18 protein-coding genes and 1 tRNA gene are annotated in these 18531 nt (G+C 62.3%); 7 read left to right on the top strand and 12 right to left on the bottom strand.

Going from position 1 to position 18531, the window contains the following annotated elements; translation table 11 throughout:
• Positions 1-9 precede the first annotated feature (9 nt).
• Positions 10-186: a hypothetical protein gene (locus P1M51_RS05625; RefSeq protein WP_276247203.1), complete on the top strand. Its 177-nt coding sequence runs from the start codon at positions 10-12 to the stop codon at positions 184-186.
• Between the two features lie 96 nt (positions 187-282).
• Positions 283-993 (top strand): TFIIB-type zinc ribbon-containing protein, encoded by a 711-nt coding sequence (locus tag P1M51_RS05620; protein ID WP_276247202.1) that lies wholly within the window; start codon positions 283-285, stop codon positions 991-993.
• A 5-nt stretch (positions 994-998) separates the two neighbouring features.
• Here the strand turns inward: P1M51_RS05620 and folD are convergent, their stop codons facing one another.
• The 3 genes from folD to glyA form a co-directional block, all read right to left on the bottom strand.
• On the bottom strand, positions 999-1892 hold the full coding sequence (gene folD, locus P1M51_RS05615; protein WP_276247201.1) for a bifunctional methylenetetrahydrofolate dehydrogenase/methenyltetrahydrofolate cyclohydrolase FolD: 894 nt from the start codon (positions 1890-1892) through the stop codon (positions 999-1001).
• Positions 1893-1985: 93 nt separating this feature from the next.
• A complete protein-coding gene (locus tag P1M51_RS05610) occupies positions 1986-2477 on the bottom strand; it encodes a hypothetical protein (protein ID WP_276274871.1) in 492 nt (163 codons plus the stop codon).
• A 131-nt stretch (positions 2478-2608) separates the two neighbouring features.
• Entirely contained in the window at positions 2609-3856 is a 1248-nt protein-coding gene (glyA, locus tag P1M51_RS05605; RefSeq protein ID WP_276247199.1) for a serine hydroxymethyltransferase, read from the bottom strand.
• Between the two features lie 94 nt (positions 3857-3950).
• Here glyA and P1M51_RS05600 point away from each other — a divergent pair, with 94 nt between their 5' ends.
• From P1M51_RS05600 to P1M51_RS05590, 3 genes are all read left to right on the top strand, one after another.
• Positions 3951-6032, top strand: a complete 2082-nt coding sequence (locus tag P1M51_RS05600; protein ID WP_276247198.1) for a hypothetical protein — start codon at positions 3951-3953, stop codon at positions 6030-6032.
• A gap of 170 nt (positions 6033-6202) precedes the next feature.
• Positions 6203-7018 (top strand): transcriptional regulator TbsP, encoded by an 816-nt coding sequence (locus tag P1M51_RS05595; RefSeq protein WP_276247197.1) that lies wholly within the window; start codon positions 6203-6205, stop codon positions 7016-7018.
• A gap of 47 nt (positions 7019-7065) precedes the next feature.
• Positions 7066-8766, top strand: coding sequence for a YcaO-like family protein (locus tag P1M51_RS05590; protein WP_276247196.1), 1701 nt, complete (start codon positions 7066-7068; stop codon positions 8764-8766).
• Positions 8767-8778: 12 nt separating this feature from the next.
• On the opposite strand, the gene P1M51_RS05585 is transcribed toward P1M51_RS05590, so the two are convergent.
• Positions 8779-9915, bottom strand: a complete 1137-nt coding sequence (locus P1M51_RS05585) for a DUF63 family protein (protein ID WP_276247195.1) — start codon at positions 9913-9915, stop codon at positions 8779-8781.
• Positions 9916-10051: 136 nt separating this feature from the next.
• On the opposite strand from P1M51_RS05585, the gene P1M51_RS05580 reads away from it, so the two are divergent.
• The gene (locus tag P1M51_RS05580) at positions 10052-10318 is read left to right on the top strand and encodes a hypothetical protein (protein WP_276247194.1); all 267 of its coding nucleotides are present in this window, start codon (positions 10052-10054) and stop codon (positions 10316-10318) included.
• A 290-nt stretch (positions 10319-10608) separates the two neighbouring features.
• Here P1M51_RS05580 and P1M51_RS05575 read toward each other — a convergent pair.
• The 8 genes from P1M51_RS05575 to P1M51_RS05540 all read right to left on the bottom strand — a co-directional run bounded on the left by P1M51_RS05575 (position 10609) and on the right by P1M51_RS05540 (position 17498).
• Positions 10609-10693: transfer RNA gene (locus P1M51_RS05575), tRNA-Leu, on the bottom strand.
• Positions 10694-10745: 52 nt separating this feature from the next.
• Positions 10746-10985 carry a hypothetical protein gene (locus tag P1M51_RS05570; protein ID WP_276247193.1) on the bottom strand — a complete coding sequence of 80 codons (240 nt, stop codon included), beginning with the start codon at positions 10983-10985 and terminating at the stop codon, positions 10746-10748.
• Between the two features lie 44 nt (positions 10986-11029).
• Entirely contained in the window at positions 11030-11539 is a 510-nt protein-coding gene (locus tag P1M51_RS05565; RefSeq protein WP_276247192.1) for a hypothetical protein, read from the bottom strand.
• 35 nt (positions 11540-11574) lie between these two features.
• Positions 11575-12615, bottom strand: coding sequence for an ABC transporter ATP-binding protein (locus P1M51_RS05560; protein WP_276274870.1), 1041 nt, complete (start codon positions 12613-12615; stop codon positions 11575-11577).
• On the bottom strand, positions 12612-13793 hold the full coding sequence (locus P1M51_RS05555) for an ABC transporter ATP-binding protein (RefSeq protein ID WP_369685117.1): 1182 nt from the start codon (positions 13791-13793) through the stop codon (positions 12612-12614). Before P1M51_RS05555 ends, P1M51_RS05560 begins: the two co-directional genes overlap by 4 nt.
• Before the next feature lie 14 nt (positions 13794-13807).
• Complete coding sequence (locus P1M51_RS05550) at positions 13808-14875, bottom strand: ABC transporter permease (protein ID WP_276247189.1); 1068 nt, start codon at positions 14873-14875, stop codon at positions 13808-13810.
• A 1-nt stretch (position 14876) separates the two neighbouring features.
• Positions 14877-15875, bottom strand: a complete 999-nt coding sequence (locus P1M51_RS05545) for an ABC transporter permease (protein ID WP_276247188.1) — start codon at positions 15873-15875, stop codon at positions 14877-14879.
• A gap of 6 nt (positions 15876-15881) precedes the next feature.
• Positions 15882-17498: an ABC transporter substrate-binding protein gene (locus tag P1M51_RS05540; RefSeq protein ID WP_276247187.1), complete on the bottom strand. Its 1617-nt coding sequence runs from the start codon at positions 17496-17498 to the stop codon at positions 15882-15884.
• A gap of 168 nt (positions 17499-17666) precedes the next feature.
• Between P1M51_RS05540 and P1M51_RS05535 the strand changes: the two genes are divergently transcribed.
• Positions 17667-18461, top strand: coding sequence for a succinylglutamate desuccinylase/aspartoacylase family protein (locus P1M51_RS05535; protein WP_276247186.1), 795 nt, complete (start codon positions 17667-17669; stop codon positions 18459-18461).
• The last annotated feature ends 70 nt before the right edge of the window (positions 18462-18531 follow it).

Here is an 18531-nt window from a genome sequence, read left to right as displayed (position 1 = left end):
CGGTTCGCCATGGGACCAGGGGACGGCAGGTTTCGCGTACTCGGCTTGCTCGCGTTCGTCGTCGCACTCGTCGGTTTTCTCGTCTACGGCTGGCGTTTCGACTCCGGCGGCGACCCACTCGCGGTAACGCTCGGCGTGGGCGCGGCTCTTCTCGCCATACTCGTGACGCTTCGGCGTCGGCTGTAGGCCTGAATAGCGCTGTTGCTCGGGGTACTCACGGCTGCCGTTCAAGAAAACCACGCCTTCCACGGAAGTTTTGGGCCATGGCGCCAATCTACGGGTATGAAAGTACGCGGCGAGCGCGAGTGCAAACGGTGTGGCACCCAGTGGTCGTACTACGAGACGGGGGGCATCGAGTGTCCGTCGTGTGGCAGTCTCGAGAGCGTCGGCGTCGCAGATGCGAAGCGACACACGGCGAGCACGGCGAACCTCGACCTCACGGAGGCGAGAGACCTCGCCTCCCGAGACGACCTCCGCGCTGCCACGCGCACCGCGAAGGAGGTCTGTCGGAAGTACGTCCATCGCCACGGGTTCATCAACGGTGGCGACTTGCTCTCGCTCTCGGACACGTATCTCGCTGCCACGGAGCTCCTCCACGTCTCCGACATCGTGGGACGCTCGATGGACGTCGCTGACGAAGCGGAATTCTACTTTCTGTCGCTGCTCAAGGGCGCTGACATCGGCGAGCGCCCCGCAGCGTCCGACGTTCCAAAGACGCTCACCGAGGCTCGTGGCCTCGCCTACGCAGAGGCCGTAAAGGCCTACCGCCGAGACCTCGGTACCTATCTGGACGACCACCCCGACCCGGCGGCTCAACAGGTTCTCTCGACGCTCACAGAACACGTCAAGCGGGTTCGTGCGCTCGAAGGAGACATCGACCCCGACGACGCAGAGCGTCTCGTCGCCGTCGCAAACGAACTGCATGCGTACCTCACGGACGGCGACGAGGTGGCGCTCGCCGCGGCGCAAAATCGCCTCGAAAATATCGACTGAAACGGCTACGGCAGGTCGAACGTCACGTCGTGTGTGAGTCCAGCACTCTTGACCGTGTTGTAGAGCAACATCGCAATCGTCATCGGTCCGACGCCGCCTGGGACGGGGGTGATGGCTGCCGCCTTCTCCTTCGCGCTCTCGAACTCGACGTCGCCGACTAGTTTGTAACCCTTCTCCGTGTCGGCATCCACCCTGTTCACGCCGACGTCGATGACGGTGACGCCCTCCTTGAGCATCGACCCATCGATGAGTTCTGGGACGCCAACCGCGGCGATGACGATGTCCGCCTGCTTGGTCTTCGCCGCGAGGTCCTTCGTCCGCGAGTGACAGACGGTGACCGTGGCGTTGCCGCCAGCAGCTTTCTGAATGAGGAGGTTCGCGAGCGGTTTGCCGACAATGTCCGAGCGTCCGACGATGACAACGTCCTTGCCCTCCGAGTCCACGTCCGTGGCTTCGAGCAGTTTCTGGACGCCGTGGGGCGTGCAGGGTTTGAACAGCGGGTCGCCAGCGACGAGTCGGCCGACGTTCTCGGGGTGGAAACCGTCTACGTCCTTGGCGGGGTCGATGCGGCGGATGACCTCACGTTTGTCCACGTGGTCTGGAACCGGCAACTGGACGAGGATGCCGTGAACCTCCGGGTCTGCGTTCAGGTCGTCGATGGTCTGGTACAGTTCCTCGGCGGGGGCTTCGGGGTCGATTTCGACGTGGATGCCGTCGATACCGACCTCCTCGCAGGCGCGCTGTTTCATCGAGACGTAGGTTTCGCTCGCGCCATCGTCGCTCATGAGAACCGTGGCGAGGCCGGGCGTGACGCCGGCGTCTGCGAGTGTCTCGATACTCGCGGCGAGGTCTGCGCGGATTTCCGCGGCGACGGCTTTCCCGTCGATGATCGTGGTCATTATCGAAATTGCGGGTTCCGACCCTCATTAATGCTCGGGTTTGTGCCCAAAAGTGGATTTATTCAGCCAGATGTATGCACCCATATGTATACGTCAGTCGTCACTGAAGTCTCGTGGCTCAGACCCCTGGTCTATCGATTCAATCTCGCCCGTGTCCAAATCGACGACCATCGCCTGGCCACCGTACCCGTGGGTCTGGTCGTGGCCGCGGACGACGACACGGGTCACGTCAGCGGGAATCTCGACGCTCGCAGCCCGCGTAAATTCCTGGGTCCCGTGAGCATGAAGGAGTTCTCGCCGGCCCAACTGTTCGCCAGAGAGCGTCTCGACTTGCCACCAGTTCGCGTAGCCGTCCTCGCCGTCGTCGTCGTGGAGGAGGGTCACGTCGAATCGGTACGTCGTCTCACCGGTCTTCTCGAAGGCGACGGCCATCACGTTCGCCTCGCGAAGGTCGAGTTCGTCGGTTTGGATCATGCGTTGTGTGGTCTCCGCTTCCGTCGCGGACGTATTCGCCGCCGTGGTGCTCCCGGCAGTCGTCGCGCCGGACTCCGTTCCGTCGCTGGTACACCCAGCGAGGAACGCCATGGCCCCCGCAATTCCAGTGAGCACACGTCTGCGGGAGACATTCGAATCGGGACGGTTCACAGGGGATCGTAGGGCCGCGGAGATTGTCACTGTACGGGTCACACGAACAGAAAATCAGCCAGCTAGCGAGGTTATTCGTAGAGCGGGAATTCCGCACAGAGGTCTGCGACTTCGCCTGCGGCTTCCGCTTTCACGCTATCGTCGTCGTAGTTGTCGATAACGTTCGCGATGATGTCGCCCACTTTCCGGGTCGCTTCTTCGTCGAAGCCACGGGTCGTGAGAAGCGGCGTACCTGCGCGGATGCCACTCGGGTTGAACGGCGAACGAGTCTCGCCCGGCACCGTGTTCTTGTTCAGGACGATGCCGACCTCTTCTAAGGCCTCCTCTGCGTCGCCGCCAGTCGTGTCGGGGTGCGACGGGCGCAGGTCGATGAGGATAAGGTGGTTGTCCGTGCCGCCGGAGACGAGCGAGAAGCCGTGGTCTTTGAGCGTCTCGCCGAGCACTTTCGCGTTCTTCACCGTCTGAGCTGCGTACTCGTTGAACTCAGGCTGGAGGGCTTCCTTGAAGCCGACGGCTTTGCCCGCGATGTTGTGCATCAGTGGGCCGCCCTGACTGCCAGGGAAGACGGCCGAGTTGATGGCTTTCTTGTGCTCTTCTCCGCACATGATGATGCCACCGCGACCCGCGCGGATGGTCTTGTGGGTCGAACCCGTGACGAAGTCCGCGATGCCGACGGGCGAAGGGTGTTCGCCAGCGGCGACGAGACCCGTGATGTGGGCGATGTCGGCGAGGTGGTAGGCGTCCACCTCGTCTGCGGCTTCCTGAATCTTCTCCCATTCGACGACGCGAGGGTAGGCGGAGTAGCCGGAGACGATGATGTCGGGGTCGAACTCCTTTGCTTTCTCCACGATGCCATCGTAATCGAGGTAACCGGATTCCTCGTCGACTTCGTACTGTTCGACTTCGTAGAGCTTACCCGTGAAGTTCGCCGGATGGCCGTGACTCAGGTGGCCGCCGTGGGAGAGTTCGAGAGAGAGGATTTTGTCGCCAGGTTCGAGCATCGCGAGGTAGACGCCCATGTTCGCCTGCGTCCCGCTGTGTGGCTGGACGTTCACGTGTTCTGCGCCCCAGAGTTCTTTCGCGCGGTCGATTGCGAGCTGTTCGACGACGTCTGCGTACTCACAGCCGGCGTAGTAGCGCGCACCGGGATACCCCTCTGCGTACTTGTTCGTGAGGGCGCTTCCCTGGGCTTCGAGGACGGCCTCCGAGACGTGATTCTCCGAGGCAATCATCTCGAGGGTCGAACGCTGGCGCTCGACTTCGTTTTCGAGGGCGGCTGCCACCTCCGGGTCGACTTCGCGAACCTGGTCGTAATCCATCGTGTGAAACCCTGATTTCCCTCACTCAATAAGTGTACCTCTCTCCCCGTCAGGCCAACACACATATACTTCTAGGGAGTGAACTAAACCGCCAATGTTGCGCTGGGGCCTGACAGATTCTGGACTTCGCCTCAGCCACGCTTCTACCACGATTCGACTCACCGCACCCGACTGGCAACCGACAAACATCGCTCACAGGCTGCCGCGTGGGACGAACGCCGTCGCCGCAGGGACCGTCTCTCAGTTGCAGGTTCCCGCCACGAACGTCGAACTCCGGTCGAGTGACGGATCCCCCGTCCCCTACGCCACCGGCGTGTCGCTCGCCACAGGAACGCACTACCTCTCACTCTCCACCGACGGGCAATTACAGCGCGTCCTCACCGACGGCTCCGGGACCGCACAGGTGTCGCGGGCCGCGGATACCGCACTCGGCGTGACCATCGCCTTCGACGGCCCGGCGCAGGTACGACCACTCGGGTCCGACCTGGGCATTAGCTTCGACGAGCGAACCGCACTCACCGTCGGAATCCCCCACGAGCACACGATTCCAGCCGCGCCGATTACCGTCACCGAAACGCCCGAGGGAATCGCCACTGCACTCTCCCACCTGTCTGCGGGGCACCTGACGACGGGCGCGCAATGTTCGCATCCGGCCTGGCGACACCATCCACCCCTCGTCGAACTCGGTGACGAAATCGACGTTCCAGACGCCATTCGAGAGCGAACTCCCCAGACGGAACTCGAATTCAAACTGCCACCGAGCACGGAGGCGCTGTACGTCGCCGCGCCGCTCGCCTACTATCTCGGTGCGACGGTCACCGTCGAAGACTTAGACGCCCCGCTCCTCGTCACCCACGAACAGGGATTCGAACATTCGTTCAGCAACCTGCCTGCCTTCCAGCACGAGGTGGCGAGTCTCTTGCGTCGGCAGTTCTTCGCCGATTGTCTCCTCAGAGACGTCGCCCACGAGACGCCGCCCCGACAGACGGCATTGCTCTCAGAGTGGGGTCTCTGTCCGGACACGCTCGGCGCAGCGAGCGTCGCGGAGCGATTCGCGGCGATGCGTGAGATTCCCGAGACGGACATCATGCCCCACCTGCCCGAGTGGTATCTCGCGACGTACGTAGACCCCGACCCGGCACACGTCCGGTCGCTCCCCTTCTTGCTCGACAACATGAGCCTCATCTACCTGCCAGAGGCGTCTGCGTTCGACGGGAAGGAACTGATTCGCCGCTCGCTCGACGACTTCTACCGCGTCGGACCGCAGGCAGCCTCCGTCGACGTTCTGATGCCGACACTGCAGTCGGGGTCGCTGCACGGCTGGCTCGCAGCGGGGACCCCCATCGACGTATTCAAAGTCACCCATTCCGCCTACGTGAACCGGCTCAAATACGGGAGACAGACCACCCAGTCGCTCAGCGTCGACGTCGTGTTGAACGACGGCGAGATGGACGCTGAACACGAGGAGGTAGCGGCCATTTATCGCGAACGCGCTGCCGACCTTCCCATCGACGTGACCGTCCACAAATCGCTCAAGCGAAAGGAGTTAGCGGCGGTCTTCGAAGCGAAGACGGATTTCGTCCACTACATCGGCCACTGCGACGTAGATGGCCTTCGCTGTCCCAACGGCAACCTCGCAATCGCGGACATCGGGGAGGTGAACGCAAGAACGTTCTTCCTCAATGCCTGTGGCTCCTATCACGAGGGTATCTCGCTCGTAGAGAAGGGAAGCGTCTCGGGAGCGGTGACACTTACCAAAGTGCTGAACGACCAGGCGGCCACCGTAGGTGCGGCGTTCGCACGCCTGCTCATCAACGGCTTCGAGTTCGAGCGGGCGATGCAACTAGCCCGTCGGCGCATCATGATGGGGAAAGACTACGCCGTCGTCGGGGATGGAACCTACACGCTCGCTGCGTCCACCGACAGAACGCCCGCCGTCGCCTGGGTCGAAAAACGTGGCGAACGCTTCGACCTGACCTACGAGGCGAACGCCGCCTGGAGACACGGCGATACGTATCCAGACCCGCGCGACCAGTCCACAACCGGCCTTTACGGGGCAAAAACAGCGTACGACCTGTCCCGCGAGGAATTACGGTCGTTCCTCTCGACCCACGCGATGCCCGTCATCTTCGACGGAGATTTTAGCTGGTCTACGAACATTTGTGAAAAAATGTAAGTGAGAAACACTGACAATTATTTCCGGCAGTCACGCATTCCACTGAGATAACGGTTTTCTATTTAAATATTTCACCCCTTCCGTCCGGCGTTTTATGTTAAATGGCTGATTTCAATTCGAAAGTAACGGTAAAATTAAATACTACGAGGATGTTTTATACAGGTACAGTCATGAGTTCAAATTTACTGGAACCGGACATTGAAGGTATCCTTCGGGCAACGCTCGAGAACACGTCGGACGATGTTCTCGTCGTCAATCCGGCAGACGAGACCGTAGAGGAGCTCGTCTCCGTCCTCGCAACACTCGAAGACGCGCCTGCGGTTCGAGTCCTCGCTGACGATGGCGTCCTCAAGGACGTCATGGCTGACTTCATCGTCGCCTCCACCGCCGCCGACTTGATCGACGCAGAAACGCTCGCGCTTCACACGCTCGCGAACGCACCGGAGAACTCCCTGCTCATCACGAACGACAGCGTCGTCGCAATCGTCTCCGCTGGCGACCGTGTCGCTGGCCTCTCGACCGACGACGAGGAGTTCATCCAGAGCGCGAACGAGATGTACGCAGACCTCTGGGAGGAGACCGACTCCTTTACCCTCCGAACGCCGCCCATCTCGCGAGTACGCACGTCGCTCTCCGACGACCTCGGGGCGACCGTCAGCGCCGACTTCGATGGCGTGCTCTCCTCGCTCGAAACCGCTCGCGGTGACGGCGATGGTCTCGACGAAGTGACCATCAGCCTGCTCGTCGCAGCGAAGAACGAGGCGCTCCTCTACGACATCAGCAAGTGGGGCGAAGACGTGGGCATCGCCTCGAAGGCGACGTTCTCGCGCACCAAGACAAAACTCGAAGACATGGGCCTCATCACCACCGAGAAGGTGCCCATCGACGTGGGTCGCCCACGCCTCCGCCTCATGCTCGGTGACGAGCGCCTGCGCGGTGCGAAGCCAGACCAGCTGGCCTCCGTCGCCCAGTCTATCCTTAACTGAGTCGCGAGACCCAGTCTTTTATCTACGTTATTCCTAACTCCAGAGTGATGACTATCGGACTCGTCGGTGACGGACCTGCTGTCGAAGCGCTCCGGGCCGCACTGACAGACATCGACGCCACTGCTGAATCTATTTTACCGAGCGACCTCGACACCGTCGCGTTCGCCGTCGTCGTCGGTGACGCGGGCGACGCTGCCTTCCAAACCGCGAACGATGCCGCACTCTCGGCAGACACGACTTGGCTCGCAATCGAACGCGGCGGCCTCGGCGGCCACGAACTCGATATTGACGTCGGCATCTCGGGATTCGCGCCGTCGACGGGCTGTTTTGAATGCTTAGGGGCGCGGGTGGCTGCGAATCACGAGGCTGAACACACGGCGGCGGACCCGGACCCGACGACCATGCGCGTCGCCGGAGCACTCGCTGGGCGCGAACTCGCGAAACTCGTCTCTGGCGAGGATTCGGCGCTCCTCGGCGGCGTCCTCGAACGTCCCCACGCGAGTCGCCAGTTTCTCCCCGTGCCGAACTGTCGCTGTGAACCGAACGCGAAAAAGCGAGTCTCGAACGAGTTCGTCGCCCGCGACCTGGACGACTCGCTCGCCCGCGCCGAACGCGCCATCGACGAGCGCGTGGGCATCATCCACGAAGTCGGCGAAGCCGCCTCGTTCCCGGTGCCCTACTACATCGCCCGTGGCGGCGACACCTCGGGGTTCAGCGACGCAAGCGCCGCCCAGCAGGCCGCAGGCGTCGCCATCGACTGGAACGAGGCACTGATGAAAGCTGCAGGCGAGGCGCTCGAACGCTATTGTGCGGGCATCTACCGAACCAGCGAGTTCACGCAGGGCCAGCCGTCGGGACTGCCAAACGCCGTCAAACCGAGCGAGTTCGTCCTGCCGTGGAAGGCCGACGACGACGCGCAGCTTCCGTGGGTCGAAGGCGAACGCCTCGTTTCCAGTAACCCAGCGTTTCTGCCCGCCGAGTTCGTTCACTTCCCGCCGCCGACCCAGCAGCACAAGCCCGCGATTACGACGGGCCTCGGACTCGGGAACTCCCTGCCGGAAGCATTGCTCTCTGGATTGTACGAGGTAGTCGAACGCGACGCGACGATGCTCGCGTGGTACTCCTCGTTCGAATCTCTCCGGCTGGACATCGAAGACGAGACGTTCGACACGCTCGTCCGCCGCGCCCGGTCTGAAGACCTCGAAGTCACCCCACTGCTCGTGACGCAGGACGTGGACATTCCGGTGGTTGCGGTTGCCGTCCACCGAGACGGTGACTGGCCGCGCTTCGCCATGGGGTCCGGGGCGGATTCGGACGCGACGGCGGCGGCCACGTCTGCGCTCGCAGAAGCCCTCCAGAACTGGACTGAACTCGGGTCGATGGGCGAGAACGCCGCGATGCAAGCGGGCGCGTGGATTGGCCACTACGCCTCGTTCCCGAACGCTGCACAGGCGTTCGTGGACGTAGACGCGTCAGTTTCAGCGGATGCTGTTTCGGTTGACGTCGCTCCTGAAAACGAACTGCCGACGGCAGTGCAGGCCGCTGAATCGGCGGGCATGGAAGTCTACGCGACGCGCCTCACGACTCGCGACGTAGAAGCACTCGGGTTCGAGGCCACCCGCGTGTTGATTCCGCAGGCCCAACCGCTGTTCATGGACGAACCGTACTTCGGAACGCGGGCGGAGACGGTTCCGGAAGAACTCGGATTCGAGCCGCAACTCGACCGCGAACCGCATCCGTATCCGTAAAAAAGCGCCCGTTTAGATGCCGAACGTGGCGCGGAGCATGTCGCGCGTCCCCGGCCCAAGCCCCACCGCGAGAATCGCGATGAGGAGGAGAATCGCGTAGCGCGGACTCTCCTCGAAGATGCTCTCGTCGAACACCCACACCACGGCGACGGCGGCGATGATCTTCACCACGAGGAACGGCCACGACGTGCCCGTGATGGCGGCAATCGACTCGGGAAGGATGCCGTCGGTGAAGTTGATGATGAACCGATTGACCGGGTGTTTCGCGCTGTAGTAGAACGGCAGACCGATTTCGACCGCCCAGTCTGCGGCGAGGACGTTCGCCACCCCGTCAACGGCGTGGCCCCAGATGACGACGAGGCCGATGGTCCGGGTCCCCTTGTTGATGTCGGGGGCGTACATCCCGATGAGCTTCCACGTCCCGTAGGCGATGACCGACGCGAGCGCGATGGTGAGGATGGTCATCTGTGGGAAGAAATCCACGTAGGTCCGCGTGAACGCGAGCACCGTGAGGTAGCCAACCGTCCCGACGAGGAGCAGTCCGCCGATGACGAACAGTGGGTTGCGGTAAGTGGAAACCGAGTCGCGTCGCTCCAGTCCGACGCTCACGACGATCGCCGCGAGCGTGATGAAGAAGACGGTGAAGTAGATAAACGGGCTGATGATTAACGCGCTCCACGGGAACGGAATCGCTGGCTCTACGCCGTTTCGCATGGCGGCGATGCCGGCGTCCTCGACGACGCGCAGCGCCCCGCCGAACAGCATGAACGGGAACAGCGCGAAGAACAACTCGCGGTCCTTCCCGATGCCGAGGGTTCGAAGCAGGAAGATGAGCCCCACCAGCATGAGCAGGAGCGTGACGGCGTATCCAACCTCCGAGACGGCGGTGTAGCCGGGATACGCGACGTATCCGCTCGCCGCTTGACAGGCCGAGGCGCTATCGAGGAGGGTCGTTTCGCCACCGGACCGAACCGCACAGAACGCGCCGTTGCCGTCTGCGACGACCGGTCCCCAGAAGTAGTGCCAGAGGAACCCGTCCCAGACGAGACGCGGGAAGGCGAGCGACCCGCCCACGAGCGCGACGGTGATGGCGATGACCGCGCCCCACCAGGCACGCACGAGGTCGAATCGCTCAGTGAACGTTTCCATGGGCGATAGACCGCGGGCCGAAGGTTTTACAGTTCCGGTCGTGTGCGATTGGGCCGCACGAATCACCACGGGCACTCCCAGCGGTTTTTCGACCGAAGTGTCAACCCTTAATCCACCGGGGTGACTCTGTGGGTGCATGAACCCCATCGCAAAGCGCATCTACAACATCGCCCCCGACCCCGTCCGCCTCACCTTCGAGGACGGAACCACGGTGGACCTCGCCATGCGAAGCGCCGAGTTCTTCCAGGACGACTTCCAGGGCGAGGCCACGTCGATTGCCGACGACACCGCCTACCGCCTCGTCACCGACGGGCCGAACAACGAATCGCTCATCGCCGGCCGCGAAGTCGACGGCGGGTGGGAACACGCCGGCACGGTGACGAAGGCTGAACCGCTCGAGTAGGGACTTAGCAACGCGGTTTCTGGAGAATGTTGCGAGGGCAAGATGCTCTCATCTTGCCGCACTCAGTGTGTTGCTCGGTGGCCATGCCGAGCGTGTGCGAGCGTTTCTGGTGTGACCCAGTGACGGGACAGGGTTTGAACCTGTCCGTTCTGCTCGCACGGCGCTGCGTGTTTGCAGCGCCTATCGAGTGCGAGGGACAGGATTTGAACGCCAGTCGCAACAAAGTTGCTCCTTTGTTCATATCCTTCTGTTCGCACTGCTTTCGTCGCCATTTTGCGACGACTCGTGAGTGCGAGGGACAGGATTTGAACCCGTGAACTCCTACGAGAGCGGAGCTTGAATCCGCCGCCGTTGGCCAGGCTTGGCTACCCTCGCACGCACCCTGAATTCCACTGCCGGACAGGTAAAAGGTTCCGAATACTTCCGGTCACTCGTTCGTGCGCTTTGGCCGACTAATCGCGAACAGGAACCCGGAGAGAAACAGGAGTTCGTTGCCCGAATAGACCCGGAGAACGGGTTCGATGAGGTCGAAAAACGACTGTGGCGCGGCGAATCCGAGGATGGCGAGCAGGAGCGCGACGACGGCGGCGAACCCGGCGAACCATCGGGTCACCGTCCCGCTCACGAAACCGACGACGAAGATGAAAATTGCTTCGAAGAGTGCCATATCTCTGAGGTACGCGGGAAGCAGACGTAAACCTCGTGTCCAGTCTACTCGCCCCAGAGTGCCTCGGGGAAGAACGCCGCAGGCTGTTCGAGCGAAATCGAAACCGCCACGTCGCGTTTCAGTCGGTTGAGGGCGATGGTGAGCGAGTCGTCGATGCGGCCTCTGAGTTCGGAGCCCTTCTCCATGCTGTAGTAGCCCGGCACGAGCAACGCTCGTCCGTTCGATTCGTCACGCATGACGGCGAGGAAGAAGATGGCGTCGGTCTCGGCACGGTATACGTCGTACTCCTCGACCTCGTTTTCCTCGGTGAACTCTACGGCCGCCGCGTAATCGTTGTCCGCGATGAGGATGTCGAAACCGGGCAGTTTCATATCGGGGAACACCTGCGCCGGGTAGACCGTAACGACCTCCCAGCCGAGTTCTCTGTACTCCGCGGCGGTCGCCTCCATGTCGTCGATGAGGTCCTCCCAGTGGGCCGCGACGGCGTCGAGTGCCTCCGCTTGCATCACAGGGTTGGCGTCCGGGCGCTCAGTCTCCGGTTCGTCCTCAGCCATCAATCGTCACCTGCTTCGACCGGCTGGTCTTCTGCCTATTGCTCGTATGCATCCGTGTGCGGGAGTGGTTCTGAATCCCAATACGCGTGGTGGTCGTCGAGTCTGACGCACGCGGCGGTGTGGTCTGGACCCGCGGGATAGTCAGCCGGCGGCGAGTTCGTACACGCCTCTCTGGCGTATGGACAACGGGTGTGGAACCGGCACCCGGAAGGCGGATTGCGCGGCGAGGGAACGTCGCCCGGCAGCGCGTCCACCCGGCGGCCGTACTCGCTGGTCTTCGCCCGGGGAACGCTCTGAAGCAGCGCCTCCGTGTAGGGGTGCTGTGGGTTCTCGAAGATGTCGTCAACCGGTCCCGTTTCGACGATTTTTCCGAGATACATCACCGCGACGCGGTCGGAGATGTGCCGGACCACCGAGAGGTCGTGGGCGACGAACAGGTAGGTCAACCCGAACTCCTCCTGTAAGTCTTCGAGCAAATTCAGCACCTGCGCTTGCACGGACACGTCGAGTGCCGACACTGGTTCGTCGAGGACGATGAGTTCCGGTTCGAGCGCGAGCGCGCGGGCGATGCCGATGCGCTGGCGCTGCCCGCCCGAGAACTCGTGGGGATACCGGTCTATCTGGTCCGCCGAGAGCCCGACGCGTTCGAGCAGATCACGGGCCTTCTCGCGGCGTTCCTCGCGGTTTGCGAGGTCGTGGATGACCAGCGGTTCGGTGATGATTTCGCCTGCGGTCATCCGCGGGTCGAGGCTCGAAAACGGGTCCTGGAACACGATTTGGGCGCGTTTTCTGAACTCGCGGAGTTCGTCTGCCTCCATCTCGAAGATGTTCTGCCCGTCGAACGTGACTGTGCCGCCGGTCGCCTCGCGGAGTCGTAACAGCGTTTCGCTAGTAGTGGATTTCCCACAGCCAGACTCACCGACGAGGCCGAGCGTCTCGCCCTTTCGAACCTCGAACGAGATGCCATCGACCGCCTTCACGCTGCGGGGTTTGCGCCCGAGCATGCGGTCGACGATGGTGTCCTGTTCGTAGTAGTACTTCTCTAAATCTTTGACTTCGAGAATTGCGTCGCTCATTGGTCACCTCCGTCGCCGAAGTAGTCTGCCGGAAGGGCTTCGTCCTCGTCGTACGGCTGGTCTGCGAGCACGCAGCGGGCTTCGTGGGCCTCATTGCCGGGAACCGACCGCATCGGCTGGCGAGTGAGGCAGTCGTGCATCGCGTAGGGACAGCGGTCGGCGAAGTAACACCGGTCTGCCATCTCCTGGTCGAGCAGGCTCGGCACGTTGCCGTCGATTGGCTGGAGTCGCGGTGCGGGGTCTTCGAGGTCCGGAATCGACCCCAGCAACCCTTGCGTGTAGGGGTGAGTCGGGTCGTCGAACACGTCGTCGAGCGACCCGCGTTCGACGATTTCGCCGGCGTACATCACGCCGACGCGGTCGCACATCCGGGCCACGACGCCGAGGTCGTGAGTGATGAGAACGATGCTCATGCCTCGTTCCACCTGGATGTCCCGGAGCAGGTTCAGAATCTGCGCCTGAATCGTCACGTCGAGCGCCGTCGTCGGTTCGTCCGCGATGAGCACGTCCGGTTCGCCGGCGAGCGCCTGGGCGACCATCGCCCGCTGGAGCATCCCACCCGAGAACTCGTGTGGGTACTCGTCTGCCCGCTCTACGGGGTCGGGAATGCCGACCTGTCTGAGCAGTTCGACGGCCCGTTCGTGGCTCTCCGCACTCGTGTAATCCCGACTCGGGAGTACGCTGTCGAGGAGGAGGTTGCCGAGGCCGTAGCCCTGCGTCCGCGAGCGCGTCCGGCGCGGGTTCGCCTGCGCTCGTCGCTGGACCTCGACGGCTTCTGCAATCTGTTCGCCAACGGTGAGCGAGGGATTGAAACTGCTCATCGGGTCCTGGAAGATCATGCTGAACTTCGGTCCGCGAAGCGACTGACGGACGCCCTTCGGCAGTTGCCTGAGGTCCACGTAGTCGCCGTCGACCGCATCCGGTTTTTTCTCGCGGAACTCGTCTGCGAGTTTCGGGTAGCGGAACCAGACGTGGCCCCCAGTGACGCGGCCCGGCGAATCGACGAGGTCGATGACCGAGAGGGCGGTCACGGACTTCCCGGAACCGGATTCGCCGACGATGCCGAAAATCTCGTTTTCCTTCACGTCGAACGAGACTTTTTCGACGGCGTTCACCTGTCCCTCCTCGGTGAAGAATCGGGTCGAGAGGTCCTCGACGCGGAGGACGTCGTGTCGCATGAAGTCTGCGCCTTTCATACGCCACCCTCCCCTTCGATGCCGGGGTCAAGGGCATCTCTCAGCCAGTCGCCGACGAGGTTCAGACCGACGACGGTTATCACGATGGCGACGCCTGGAATCGCTGCAATCCACCACGCGGTCGTCTGGTACTGGCGACCGTTGGCGATGTCGAAGCCCCACGAGACGTTCGCCCCCGAGAACCCGAGGAACGACAGGGCGCTTTCGAGCAGGATGATGGCGGCCACCTGAATCGTCGCGAGGACGAGAATCGGCGTCGCCGCGTTCGGCAGGATGTGACGAAGCAGGATGTAGGAGTCCTTCCCGCCCATCGACCGGGCGGCTTTGACGTAGGACTCCTCACGCAGGCCGAGGGCTTCACCCCGTGATACGCGGGCGAACCAGACCCAGTTCACGAGCGCGACGACGACGATAATCGTCCCCGGCAAGACGACGCTTCTCGGCATCGGTTCGGTCGAGAGGCCGACGAGCCCGCGGAAGGCGTCCGCGAGTCCCGACACGACGAGTGGGTCGGGCAGAATCAACTGTGCCTGCCCGGCGACGCCGACGAGCGCGATGGCGAGGACGAGCGACGGGAATGCGAGCATGATGTCCGCACTCCGCATCAGCGCGTCGTCCACTACCCCCCGGTAGTAGCCAGCAGAGAGGCCGACGATGACGCCGATGAGCGTCGCGAGCGCCGTCCCGAAGATGCCGACGAGAATCGAAGTTCGAGCCCCGTAGATGACTCGTGAGAGGATGTCACGGCCGTTGCCGTCCGTCCCCAACGGGTGGGCGAGCGTGGCGTTCTCGTAGACGATTCGCGTCTCGGTCACTACCTGCCCGTTTTCGATGACGACGCTGCCGTTTTCGGTCTTGGTCACTTCGCGCTCCTCGGCCGTCGAGAAGCCAAGCGGCGGTAAGCGCGCGTCTGAAAGCGTCTGTTTGCCCGGGTTGTACGGCGAGATGAGCGGCGCGAAAATCGCCATGAGGAGTACGAACACCACGATGGCGATGCCCACCTTCGCGAGGAAGTTACGGTTCAGTTCGCGTTTGAGATTTCGAAGCGTGCGTGGAGAGATCATGTTAGTCGAATCCCACCTTCGGATTGATGTACGCGTAGAGTGTGTCGACGACGATGTTTACGACGACGAAGCCGACACCGACGACGATGAGCGACCCCTGAATCACGGGCCAGTCACGACGGCTGATGCTGTCGATGATGAGCGTGCCGAGGCCCGGCCAGTTGAACACGGCTTCCGTGATGACCGCGCCGCCGATGAGCGTCCCCAACTGGAGGCCGATGACCGTGATGACGGGGATGAGCGTGTTGCGAAGCACGTGCTTGTAGCGCACGAGCGTTTCGGGGAGTCCCTTCGCTCGCGAGGCGCGAACGTAGGTCTTGCCCAGTTGGTCTAACATCCCGCTGCGCGTGAGTCGGGTGATGAGCGCCGTGAAGTACGTCCCGAGGGTAATCGCCGGGAGCGTGATGTGACTCAGCCAGTTGACGAAGGCGTCACCCGCCGCGCCGAGTTGCCCGGTCGCGAACAGTGTCGCCACCGTCCCGAGGCCGATGGGTCGCCTGCTCGTCGGGAAGAAGTTAATCTGGACGGCGAACGCGATGATGAGCATCACGCCGAGCCAGAAGTTCGGCGTGCTGATGCCCACGAGTGAGAAAATCGTCGCGCCATAGTCCGCCGGTTCGTGACGACGCGTCGCGCTGACGACGCCGAGGGGAATCGCGATGATGACGGCGACGATGGTCGCCGCGATGGCGAGTTCGAGCGTGGCTGGCAGCCGCGCGAGCACCCGACCGAACACGGGCGTGTTCGACACGAGCGACGTGCCGAAGTCGCCGAAGGGGACGCCAGCCAGGAATTCGAGGTACTGGATGTGAAGCGGTTTATCGAGGCCGAGGTCGGCGATGACCCGTGCCCGGGTCGCGGGGTCCACGTCCGGCGGTAACAACACGTTCGCCGGGTCGCCAGGGGAGATGAGGCGGAGACCGAACACGACAGTAATCACTCCCCAGATAACCAGCACCCCTTGCAAGAGCCGCTTTACGAGAAAACGTCCAATGCCCATGTTGGACTAGTTTTTCGTGATTGCGTACGCATCGATGCGTTCGTCGGCCCGCGCTTCCCAGTTGAGCGCGCTGTTTACGCCGTAGACACTGTACTGCTGGTTCAGGAAAATCCACGGAGCCTCCTCGTGACAGAGCGCGTTTGCATCCATGAGCGTCTGGGCGCGGGTGTCGCCCTCCTCGTTGCCGGCACGGGTGAGCAACTGGTCGAGTTCCTCGTTGCTGAACGTGGTGAGCGCACCGTCACTCTTGAGCAGGGCAGTCATCACGAGGCCGCCGTCGAAGGTCGCTTCACCCCAGCCGATAAGGTACCACGGCGGTTTGTCCTCGATGTTGCCCGTGAGCAGTTCGTCGACGAGCGACCCGAAGTCACGTTGACGCACCGTCGCCGTGACGTTCGGCAGGTCGTTGATGAACCCGGCGACAGCTTCTGCGATTTCCAAGTCTTTCAGGTACCGCCCGACTGGCGTGTGCATCTCGATTTCGACGCCCGCGTGGCCGGACTGTTCGACGAGTTCTGCGGCGCGTTCTGGGTCGTATTCGTAGGGACTCAGGTCCGGGTTGTAGCCAACGAAGTTGGGCAGGGTTGGCTGGCTCGTTGGACCACCGAATCCACCGAGGACGTTCTGGATGATACTGTTGAGGTCGACGGCGTAGTTGAGCGCCTGCCGGAACTCCTTGCTCGAGAACGGTTCGACGTCGTAGCGAAGCGCGTTGAACAGCAGGCGCGTACTCGGTGCGGCCGCGATGGTCGCGTTGTCGCTGTCGTTTACGCGCTGGACCTCCTGTGGCGGAACGTTGACGACGATGTCCGTCTCGCCTGCGAGTAACTGGTTCACCCGGGTACTCGACTCTGCGGCACCGCGGAACGTGACGGACGCTGCGGCAGCGGGTTCCTGCCAGTAGTCGTCGTAGCGAATGAGGACGACTTCTTCGTCTTCCGTGTAAGATTCGAGTTGGAACGGGCCGGTTCCGTTCATGTCGCCTGCGATTTCCGCCTGCGAGCGGTCCTCGACCCACGACTGTTGCATGATGTCACAGTAGGTCGCGAACTCGGAGAAGACGATTGGATTGAGGCCATCGTTCATCACCCTGACCGCGCCGTCCATCGCCTCTGCGCCGGTGACGCCGGCGAGCTGGTCAGACTGTGGGCTCGCGAAGCCGACTTCGTCGTCGACGATACGGTTGATGCTGTAGGCGACGTCCTCCGGCGTGAGTTCGTCGCCGTTGTGGAACGTCACGCCGTCTCGAAGCTGGAACGTGATGGCGTTTTCGCCTTCGACACGCTCCCACTCGGTGGCGAGCGATTCGAGAATCTTCCCGTCTGCATCGCGCGTAAGGACGCCCTCGTAGACGTGGAGCATCACGACTTCGGTGGGCGTCTCACGGTGGTCGTGTGGGTCGAGGCCCGCGGGCAGCGATCCCTGCGTAATCGTGAGGTCGAAATCCTGCTGGCCGCCACCAGCAGTGGTCGTCGTATCGGTCGTGGTTCCCGTCCCACCAGAATCGGTCGTGGTCGTCGTTCCGCCAGTATCACCGCCAGTACACCCAGCGAGCGCCATCGTCGCTGCTGCACCGCCGGAAAGTTTCAGGAACGTACGCCGATCTACGGTATTCGATGGCATAGACCTAAGTTTATATACAGGTGCTAATAAAGCACACTGACAGTCTTCCGACAGTTTTACGGGGTTGGCGACATGAAACCTTATTACGAGAGTCGAATTGGGTTGAGATAAACGTAAGTAGCACGCGTTATATCTTTTGCCTCGATAGGAAGGGTACGAAAACGAACTATGCGCGTTCATACACTCGGTTCGGGCGACCCGGCGTTCGCGGTTGTCGCGTGCCTTCACGGCGACGAACTGTGCGGAAAGAGAGCAATCGAGCGGTTTCTCGACGCGGAAATTCCGGTCGAGAAACCGGTGAAATTCGTCATCGCGAACGAGGAAGCCATCGAAACAGGCGAGCGATTCATCGACGAGGATCTTAATCGAGCGTTCCCGGGCCACGAGAATTCCACCTCCCACGAAGACGCCCTCGCCGCGAAGGTGCTCGCGGAACTGGAGGGCCTTCGCGTCCTCGACTTGCACTCGACAGTCTCGTATCCAGAGCCGTTCGTCTTCTACCACCGTCTGACCGAGACGACGCGCCACATGCTCCGGGCGACGGGCCTCGAAAAAGTCGTGAACATCAGCCACGTCGGCGGTGGCCTCATCAACCACGTCGATGGCATCGCCGTCGAATGCGGACTGAAAGGCAGCGACGAGGCCACGGAGAACGCGTCCGAACTGCTCGTCAACTACCTCGCCGCAAACGGCATCATCGACCACGAGTACGCACTCAGCGACCCGGACGTGTACCGCGTGACCACCGTCGTTCCGGGCGCTGGCTACGAGTTCCTCGGCGAGAACTTCGTCGAAGTCAAAGCAGGCGAGGTGTTCGCGACGAAACTCGGCGAACCCGAGAAGGTGGCCGACGAAGCGTTCTACCCCGTCCTGATGTCCACCGACGGGTACGACCACCTCATCGGCTTCGCGGCGGAGAAACTCGGTCGTCTCTCTACGGTTCCGAACGAGGACGACTTCTGACCACTCGTCGTATCGAGCACGGTGGGTCGGCGAGACGACGGGCGAAGCTATCTGAACTGACATCGTAAAT

The organism is Haladaptatus sp. QDMS2 (assembly GCF_029338295.1).
Taxonomy (GTDB): Archaea; Halobacteriota; Halobacteria; order Halobacteriales; family Halococcaceae; genus QDMS2.
The sequence above is the reverse complement of the archived record's forward strand: the minus strand, read 5'-3'. Positions and strand labels throughout refer to the sequence as shown.

What these genes read in the sequence shown, in the direction of transcription:
- P1M51_RS05550 (WP_276247189.1), bottom strand. Translation starts at nt 14,875, where the DNA reads ATGATCTCTCCACGCACGCTTCGAAATCTCAAACGCGAACTGAACCGT.
- P1M51_RS05610 (WP_276274871.1), bottom strand. Translation starts at nt 2,477, where the DNA reads ATGGCGTTCCTCGCTGGGTGTACCAGCGACGGAACGGAGTCCGGCGCG.
- P1M51_RS05570 (WP_276247193.1), bottom strand. Translation starts at nt 10,985, where the DNA reads ATGGCACTCTTCGAAGCAATTTTCATCTTCGTCGTCGGTTTCGTGAGC.
- P1M51_RS05625 (WP_276247203.1), top strand. Translation starts at nt 10, where the DNA reads ATGGGACCAGGGGACGGCAGGTTTCGCGTACTCGGCTTGCTCGCGTTC.
- P1M51_RS05600 (WP_276247198.1), top strand. Translation starts at nt 3,951, where the DNA reads ATGTTGCGCTGGGGCCTGACAGATTCTGGACTTCGCCTCAGCCACGCT.
- P1M51_RS05555 (WP_369685117.1), bottom strand. Translation starts at nt 13,793, where the DNA reads ATGCGACACGACGTCCTCCGCGTCGAGGACCTCTCGACCCGATTCTTC.
- P1M51_RS05540 (WP_276247187.1), bottom strand. Translation starts at nt 17,498, where the DNA reads ATGCCATCGAATACCGTAGATCGGCGTACGTTCCTGAAACTTTCCGGC.
- P1M51_RS05595 (WP_276247197.1), top strand. Translation starts at nt 6,203, where the DNA reads ATGAGTTCAAATTTACTGGAACCGGACATTGAAGGTATCCTTCGGGCA.
- folD (WP_276247201.1), bottom strand. Translation starts at nt 1,892, where the DNA reads ATGACCACGATCATCGACGGGAAAGCCGTCGCCGCGGAAATCCGCGCA.
- P1M51_RS05565 (WP_276247192.1), bottom strand. Translation starts at nt 11,539, where the DNA reads ATGGCTGAGGACGAACCGGAGACTGAGCGCCCGGACGCCAACCCTGTG.
- P1M51_RS05535 (WP_276247186.1), top strand. Translation starts at nt 17,667, where the DNA reads ATGCGCGTTCATACACTCGGTTCGGGCGACCCGGCGTTCGCGGTTGTC.
- P1M51_RS05545 (WP_276247188.1), bottom strand. Translation starts at nt 15,875, where the DNA reads ATGGGCATTGGACGTTTTCTCGTAAAGCGGCTCTTGCAAGGGGTGCTG.
- P1M51_RS05560 (WP_276274870.1), bottom strand. Translation starts at nt 12,615, where the DNA reads ATGAGCGACGCAATTCTCGAAGTCAAAGATTTAGAGAAGTACTACTAC.
- P1M51_RS05590 (WP_276247196.1), top strand. Translation starts at nt 7,066, where the DNA reads ATGACTATCGGACTCGTCGGTGACGGACCTGCTGTCGAAGCGCTCCGG.
- glyA (WP_276247199.1), bottom strand. Translation starts at nt 3,856, where the DNA reads ATGGATTACGACCAGGTTCGCGAAGTCGACCCGGAGGTGGCAGCCGCC.
- P1M51_RS05585 (WP_276247195.1), bottom strand. Translation starts at nt 9,915, where the DNA reads ATGGAAACGTTCACTGAGCGATTCGACCTCGTGCGTGCCTGGTGGGGC.
- P1M51_RS05580 (WP_276247194.1), top strand. Translation starts at nt 10,052, where the DNA reads ATGAACCCCATCGCAAAGCGCATCTACAACATCGCCCCCGACCCCGTC.
- P1M51_RS05620 (WP_276247202.1), top strand. Translation starts at nt 283, where the DNA reads ATGAAAGTACGCGGCGAGCGCGAGTGCAAACGGTGTGGCACCCAGTGG.